We start from the raw sequence: 7,426 nt of genomic DNA, 5'->3' as shown, positions 1-7,426 counted from the left end.
CCCGGCGTGGAGTTGCTGGCGATCTACGAAAGCCGGCTCAACCATATCTTGCCCCTCTATGGTGAGGCGCTGGTTTGTGCTTACGATGTCACGCGCTTCCCGGCCGGTGTGCTGGAGGATGTCGTGCGGGCCCACCCGGACCTCTGCGCCGACGGCGGGGCGTCGGTCCATCCACACTACGTGCCGCCGGACCAGCTCGTGCCCGAGCTTCAGAGCAAGCTTGCGTAGATCCTATTCGCCGGGTGCGGGCGAGGGCTCCATGGCCGAAGATTTGCCGCCCGCCTTTTGCCCATAGCCTGCAAGCCTGAACACGCTGATGGACAGCGCCGGCAGGAAGGTCAGCGTGATGATTGCCGTGCCCAAAATGCCGAACAGCACGATGGCGCCCACGCCCGATAAAGCTCCGTACCCGCGCCCGGGATGAATACCAAAGGCGCCAGGCCGCAGATCGTCGTCACCGTGGACATGGCGATGGGCCGCAAGCGGGACGAGACTGCCTCCATCACGGCGTTCTGCGCGTCGAGGCCCATCTCACGCAGGTTATAGAGCGCCCGGTCCACGATCAGGATCGGGTTGTTCACCACCGTTCCCATCAAGATCAAAAAGCCCAGCATCGTGATCATATCGAACGGCTGAATGATGGGATCGAGCCCGAAGCGCGGCAGGATTGCGCCGACCCAGTTCATCAGCGCCAAGCCGACCAATCCGCCCGCCACGCCAAGTGGAATCGTGGTCATGATGAGAAGCGGGTAGCCCCAATGGGTGAAGATGGCGACCAGCAAGAGGTAGATGATGACGATCGCCACCAGGTAATTGCCGGCAAGCGCGCTACGCGTGGCATCCAGCTGGTCGGAGGCGCCGGAAATGTTCATGGTCACGGCGAACGGCATCTCGCCGGTGCGCTTCATGTGCTCCACGAGCTCGCTACGGACGCGTTCGACGCCCGTCTCGAGAGCGACGTTATCCGGCGGGATGATGTTGAGGGTCACCGTACGCTTGGCATCGATGCGCCGGATCGTGTTCGTATCCACCGTCTCTCTGATATCCGCGACGGACGACAGCGGCACGATGGTCCCTTGCGGCGTATAGATCGGCATCTGGCCGAGATTGTCGAGCTCCGCGCGCGCGGAATCCTTGCTGTAGAAATAGATGTCGATCTTCTCGTCGTCGCGGAAGAACTCCCCGACATACGGTTCCGTCGGTCAGCGCGGCGACGGTAAAGCCAACGTCGTCTGCGTTCATGCCGAGTTCCGCCGCGCGATCCCATTTCGGGCGAACCTCGAGCAGCGGCTGAGATAGGCTCAGCGTTGAAGGGTCGGCCTGAATGCGCGGACCGTCGAAGATTTCGTTCGCGCGGCGATAGGCGGTGGCCGCGGCCCGATAAACGTCATCGAGCCGGGGTCCGGAAATATCGAGGCTGACGCTGCGCGTGCCGCCGTCATTGCTGGTGATGATCGAGCCCCGCGATACGAAGGGCTGCATGCCCGGATACGTCTTGTACCTCTCGCCGATGATCTTCATCAGGTTGTCGATATCGCCGGAATCCACGGTCTCGGCGATGATGCGCAGGCCGTCCGCCTCCATCATCAAGAAGAAGTATTTGAGTGCCGGAACCTCGGTCTCCCCGTTATGGAACCGTTCCGGATCGTCTTCGACGAAGGGCAACAGCCAGTCCTGAAGATCCTTGCCGATCTCCTCGATGGTCTCGAGGTTGTAGCCGGGCGGCGCGTTGAGCCTGGCGAACATCTTGGGCTCCTCGCCCTCGGGCAGATACTCGGCGGGCGGCGTCAGCAGCAGAATGATCGCGGCGCTGGCACCGGCCATGCCGAGAATGCAGAAGAGCCGCCGCATTGGGCCTGCCACGAGCCAGCTCACGCCCTTGACGATTGCGCCGTCCGCCCGATCGACCGCCTCGTTGTCTTGCGGTGTGAGATCGAAATGCGCGGCCGCCGTGGGTACGACGGTAATGGCAACGATCATCGAGGCGAGGATCGAGGCGGACACGGCGATTGCGATGTCCGAGTAAAGCTGTCCGGCCTCTTCCTGAATGAATATGATCGGCAGAAACACCATGACGGTGGTGAGCGTGGAAGCCAACACCGCGGGCCATACCTTGCGGACGCCTTCGATTGCTCCTTTCAGCCGGCCGAGGCCGCGCCGCCTTTCGAGATCGATGCTCTCGAGCACGACGATGGTGTTGTCGAGCGTCATGCCGATGGCGAAGGCCACGCCCGCCAGCGAAATGACGTTCACGGTCCGCCCCGCCAGCATCAAGCCGATGAACGCGGCGATGGTACAGATCGGGACGCCGATCACGCCTACGACAGTGGCCTTTGCCGAGCGCAGGAACAGGAACATCACGAGCGTCGCCAGCACGGCGCCGATGCCGAGATTGGTCCAGACATTGCGGATCGAGGCTTCGACGTAGGTCACGTCATCCGCAGTGCGCTCGATCTCCATGCCGGCGGGATTCAGCACCTCTCGGTTGATCGCCTCGATCTCTTTCATCACCTCTTCTTTGATGGCGATGACGTTCGAGCCCGCTTCGCGACGGATCGACAGGAAGATGATAGGCCGGTCGTTCACATAGGCGCGGGTATAGATCTCGAAATGGTCAAGCCGAACATCCGCGACGTCTTCAAGCCGGATGATGTTGTCGCCGCGCCGGGCGATGATCAGGTCTTTCAGGTCCTCAGGATTGTCGAAGCGGCCGATGGTTCGCAAAAGATAGCGCCGCTTGCCGCTTTCGATCTCGCCGCCGGACGTATCGCGGTTGCGTTCGGCGACCGCACGGCGCACGTCTGTCAGCGAAATCTTGCGCTCGGCCAGTGCGGCCGGGTCGAACAAGATCTGTATCTGCTTCTCTGCGCCGCCGCCTAGTCGCACGTCAGAGACGTCGGTCACGCTGTCGAGGCGCGACTTGACGTTGTCATCGATGAAGTCGCGCATCATGTCCATGTTCAGTTCGCGCGGGTTCCCGGGAAGCGGAGACACACGGAAGAACATGAAAGCATTGGCGCTGAAGGAGCTTGCCCGCACCCGCGGCTGATCGACATCCTCCGGGTATGAAGGGACTTGGCTCAGCGCATTGTTGATGCGGATAAGAGTCTCGTTGAGATCGATATCATAGGGGAACTCGAGCTCGATCCGCGCCTCGCCGCTCGAGGCTTGAGAGATGATGCGCTCCAAGCTTGGAATCGAGCGGAGATACTCCTCCTGCTCGATGATGATCTCCTTCTCGATGTCCTGCGGCGTTGCGCCGGGCCAGCGCGTCTGCACAGTCACCGTGCGGACCTCGAGGTCGGGAATCATCTGCACGGGGATGCGGAAGGCAGCCATGATGCCGAGCACGCACACGATAAGTGTTGCGACCGTCACCAAAGTCCCGCGCTGGACGATCTTCTCGAGCATCCCCGGTTAGCCTCTTGCTTCCGCAATCCGGACAGTCTGGCCCTCGCGCAGCGACTCGTTCCCGCGCACCACAATCCGCTCGCCTTCTTTCACCCCCGACAACACCTGCACATATCCGTCGAAGGCGAGCCCGATCTGCACCCGGCGTTCGGTGACGCTGGCCTTGTCGCCGTCCTGGTCCTTCAGGACCCAGACCGTAATGCGGCCATCCGGGTAACGGATCAGCGCGTCCCGGTTCACCGCCACGTCATGCTTGCCGGTGTCGAGATTGATCAGGACGCGGGCGGACATGCCGGGCGTGATGGGAATGTCGTCGCGCGTCGGCAGCACCCGCAACGTGAATGTGCGTGCGTCCGGATCGCTGACCGGGATAAGGGCGCCGATCTTGGCCGGCACCGTCTCGCCGGGAAGCGCATCGATCTCGATCGCGACCTCCGCGCCATCTCTGAGCCGCGCGTAATATTGCTGCGGTACCGGCACGTCGACGCGAAAGTCGCGCATGGCTACAAGCTCGAACACGGCCGTACCCGGTTCCACCCATTGGCCGACCTCGGCCATGCGCTGGGAGATAACGCCCTCATACGGAGCCGGCAGCTTGTGGCGCTCGAGGACCGCCAGGCGGCGCTTCTGTTCCGCCTTGAAACTCTCAAGGGTAGCGCTGTCGATCTCGACTTCCGCCTGCCTGGCCTCCACCTCGTTCTGAGGGCCGTAATCTCGCTTCGCGAGACTCTCGGCGATCCCAAGGCGGCGCTTGGCATCGTTGACCTCGGCGGCGGCTTGCGCGGCTTGAGCCTCGGCTTGGGCGTAGGCGGCCTCTTCCAGCTCGGCGTCGAGTTCCAAGAGAAGGTCGCCCTGCTGCACATGCGCGCCGCTGTCGAAATGGACGGCGCTCACCAGGCCCTCCACCGAGGTGGAGATCGGCGAGGCATGCGGCGACGTCACCGTGCCGGACAGCGCGAGCTTGCGAACGACGGGGGCTTCCTTCACCACCTCGGTCTCCACGGGCGGGATGACTTGGGCCTGGACGGACGCGCCCGGATAGGCTGTCACGGCCATGAGCAGGCCGAGAAAAACGGCGTGTCTCGCCGAGGATCGGGAAGGCAGAGAAATAACAGGTCTCATTTCGTCCAAGGGCCAATTCAAGTGGGGCTGCGATGCGGGTGTCCGGCCGTGTAAGCCCATGGTAATCCAGGCTTCTCCGCCGGAACATTACGATGTGGAAAGGCCGATCCGGCCCCTATCCCGTTCCGGCATCAATCTAAAGATAGAATGGGACCGGTGCCAGGGACGACCGTCCGCATAACCGGGATTTGAACGGCGAGCGGCCCGCTTTTGCCAAATCTTCCTGCGCATCGTTAATGAGGACGATGACAGTGCGGCAACACGGCGCGGACTGTGAGGTATTCGATCTAGAAGAACTTGAGGTAGCGCTCCCGCTCCCAATCGGAGACGTGGTTGTGATAGCTCGACCACTCCTCCCGTTTGAAGTCGATCCAGGCCTCGTGCATGGCCGGGCCGAACACGTCCAACGTCAAACGATCGTCCTCGAAGGCATCGACGGCTTCTTCGAGCGTACGCGGCAAGAGCTTCACGCCGAGCGCTTCAAGCTCCTCAGGACTCTTGCGGTACATGTTCTCCCGGTACGGTTCGCCGGGATCAAGCTTCTCGCGGATGCCTTCGAGCCCCGCGGCGAGCACCAGCGCCGCGCCGAGATAAGGATTGCAGGCGCTGTCGGCCGGCCTCAGCTCCACACGCCCGCCGGCCAAGGGAATCCGAAGCGAGTTGGTGCGATTGTTGTTGCCGTAGCAGGCGAAGACCGGGGCCCAGGTGAAGCCGGACATGGAACCCTGTTTGATCAGCCGCTTATAGCTGTTCACCATCGGTGAGCAGACCGCGCAGATCGCCGGAACATGCCGGAGCACACCGCCCAAAAAGTAGTAGCCGAGTTCGGAGAGCTTGTTGCCGCGAGCATCCGCCGGCCCTGCGAACAGGTTGGCGTCGCTGTCGGCATCCGCCAGCGAGATATTGAAATGCGCGCCGGAGCCGGCGCGGTCGCCGAGAGGCTTCGGCATGAAGGTGGCAAAGGCACCGTGCCGCCGCGCGATGGAATTCGCCATGAACCGGAAGAACACGAAGCGGTCCGCCATGGTCAGCGCGTCCGCATAATTAAAGTCGATCTCGAACTGGCCGATGCCGTCTTCGTGGTCGAAGGAATAGACACCCCAGCCGAGCCCATTCATCGCGCTCACCAGATCCGAGATCCACGGCAGATTGTCCAGCAGCCGGGTCGCGTCGTAAGCGGGCTTGTCGAGATGGGGCAGGGGCGAAAGCGGTGCGAAGCCGCCGCCGTCCGCGTCCTTGAACACGAAGAATTCGGCCTCCATGCCGAATTTCATGACATAGCCGAGATCGAGCGCCGCTTGGAGCTGGCGCTTGAGAATGTTGCGTGAGCAGGGCTCGAAGGGTTTTGCCTCGCACCACAGGTCGCTCGCGAACCAGGCGACGTCCGGCTGCCAGGGCAGCACGACCGCCGAGTCGGGGTCTGGACACGCCGAGACTTCCTCGTCGCTCACGTCCTGAGGCACGCCGTCAAGCGCGGCCCCTGTATAGAGCTCGGAGCCTTGCAGCATTTGATTGATGTGGCTGAGCGGTACGATCTTCGTCTTGGACACGCCGTGCATGTCGACGAAGCTCGCCATGAGGTATTTGACGCCCTTTTCGGCGAGGGATTTCTCCAGCGCCGCGGCGTCGTCGGAGACTTTCTGGTCCATTGGCCGTTCCCCTGAACCGTGCTTCGCGCTCCCAGTCGCAACGAAGCCTTGCCGGCCCGAACAGGGGCCGACAAGGCTCGTCACGCACGGAGGGTACTCCTACTTCTTGCCTTCAAACTTTTTGAACGCCTCGACTTCGTGGATGCTGGCCGAGACGATCGTGGCGAAGCAGATGATCACCGCCGCCGCCAGGATCGCGTACATGACCCCGGGTTTGTCGGCGAAGGTGAAATAGGCCTCCGCTCCTTCCCACGCTGTGATTGGACTGGTGTCCATTTGACTCTCCTTTCAAAGAGTTCGCGTTAGAGACCGTCTATTCCGCCGGCAGCAGTGCGGCGCCGCTCTTGGATCCCACCGCTTCCGGATAGGCCTTGGACGGAACCTCGGCCAGATCGAGACCGATCTCCTGCACCTCGTCCGGCACCCGCAGCACGCCGCCCGCTTTCAGGGCCAGCGACACGAGGTAGCCGGGCACGAAGCCGCAGAGGATCATGACGATGAGGCCGACAAGCTGACCGATGAACGAGGTCGGAGGCGCGTCTCCCACATTGGGATAACCGGCCGCCAGGATGCCCACGGCCATGACGCCGAGGATTCCCGAGAAGCCGTGGACCGAGACCGCGCCCACCGAGTCATCGATGCCCATGCGCACCAGGAAGTCGTTGCCAGGCTTGATGATGACGCCGCCCAGGATGCCGAGCAGGAAGGCGAGTGGCGGATACCACACGTCGAGGCCGGCGGCCGCGACGAAGATACCGGCCAGTGCGCCCGACATCATCCAGAACGGATCGCGCGTCGTCGCCCAGGCGCCGATAATGCCGCCCGAGAAGCACATGAGCGTATTGAAGGCGTAGGACGAAAGCGTCGCCGGCTGGCCGTAGATGTTGGTCCACTGAGCGCCCGGGTTGAAAATCAGGCACGCCCCGAGGAAGCCGAAGAAGCCGACAATGATGAGCATCAGGCCGATCAGCACCATGGGCACGTTATGCGGCAACAGATCGTTGGCCGTGCCGTCGGCGTTGTACTTGCCGATGCGCGGACCGAGATTGAGCAGCACGCCGAGTGCGAAGAACCCGGCGACCACGTGGATGAGGCCGGCACAGCCGACATCGTGGTAGCCCCATTCTTTCACCAGCCAGCCGTCCGGATGCCAGCCCCAAGAGGCGGCCAAGATCCACGCCCCCGAGCCAAGGACGATGGCGAGAATGACAAACGCCGAAACGCGAATGCGCTCGATGACCGCG

Annotated in this window: 7 protein-coding genes and 1 pseudogene; 1 reads left to right on the top strand and 7 read right to left on the bottom strand. The window is 62.6% G+C overall.

The window, feature by feature from the left end:
• Window positions 1–228 (top strand): MEDS domain-containing protein (locus tag AUC71_RS05260; protein ID WP_204376641.1); only part of this gene is annotated, 228 nt, incomplete at its 5' end.
• 3 nt (window positions 229–231) lie between these two features.
• Here AUC71_RS05260 and AUC71_RS20175 read toward each other — a convergent pair.
• The 7 genes and pseudogenes from AUC71_RS20175 to AUC71_RS05240 all read right to left on the bottom strand — a co-directional run.
• A complete protein-coding gene (locus AUC71_RS20175; protein ID WP_204376640.1) occupies window positions 232–390 on the bottom strand; it encodes a hypothetical protein in 159 nt (52 codons plus the stop codon).
• Window positions 339–1,151 (bottom strand): efflux RND transporter permease subunit, encoded by an 813-nt coding sequence (locus tag AUC71_RS21815; protein WP_280139279.1) that lies wholly within the window; start codon window positions 1,149–1,151, stop codon window positions 339–341. Before AUC71_RS21815 ends, AUC71_RS20175 begins: the two co-directional genes overlap by 52 nt.
• Window positions 1,152–1,203: 52 nt before the next feature.
• Window positions 1,204–3,411: pseudogene (locus tag AUC71_RS05255) on the bottom strand (efflux RND transporter permease subunit); the annotation flags it as partial.
• A 6-nt stretch (window positions 3,412–3,417) separates the two neighbouring features.
• Window positions 3,418–4,467 carry an efflux RND transporter periplasmic adaptor subunit gene (locus AUC71_RS05250; RefSeq protein ID WP_069623416.1) on the bottom strand — a complete coding sequence of 350 codons (1,050 nt, stop codon included), beginning with the start codon at window positions 4,465–4,467 and terminating at the stop codon, window positions 3,418–3,420.
• Window positions 4,468–4,820: 353 nt separating this feature from the next.
• Complete coding sequence (glnT, locus tag AUC71_RS05245; protein ID WP_069623415.1) at window positions 4,821–6,182, bottom strand: type III glutamate--ammonia ligase; 1,362 nt, start codon at window positions 6,180–6,182, stop codon at window positions 4,821–4,823.
• Between the two features lie 99 nt (window positions 6,183–6,281).
• Window positions 6,282–6,458, bottom strand: a complete 177-nt coding sequence (locus AUC71_RS19950; protein WP_193427015.1) for a hypothetical protein — start codon at window positions 6,456–6,458, stop codon at window positions 6,282–6,284.
• Window positions 6,459–6,495: 37 nt separating this feature from the next.
• A partial coding sequence (locus AUC71_RS05240; RefSeq protein ID WP_069623414.1) for an ammonium transporter occupies window positions 6,496–7,426 on the bottom strand: 931 nt, incomplete at its 5' end.

Source organism: Methyloceanibacter marginalis (genome assembly GCF_001723295.1).
GTDB classification, from domain to species: domain Bacteria; phylum Pseudomonadota; class Alphaproteobacteria; order Rhizobiales; family Methyloligellaceae; genus Methyloceanibacter; species Methyloceanibacter marginalis.
This window is presented reverse-complemented; position numbering and strand designations above follow the sequence as displayed.

Coding starts and splice junctions, on each gene's coding strand:
- AUC71_RS19950 (WP_193427015.1), bottom strand. CDS start 6,458: ATGGACACCAGTCCAATCACAGCGTGGGAAGGAGCGGAGGCCTATTTC.
- AUC71_RS05250 (WP_069623416.1), bottom strand. CDS start 4,467: ATGGCCGTGACAGCCTATCCGGGCGCGTCCGTCCAGGCCCAAGTCATC.
- glnT (WP_069623415.1), bottom strand. CDS start 6,182: ATGGACCAGAAAGTCTCCGACGACGCCGCGGCGCTGGAGAAATCCCTC.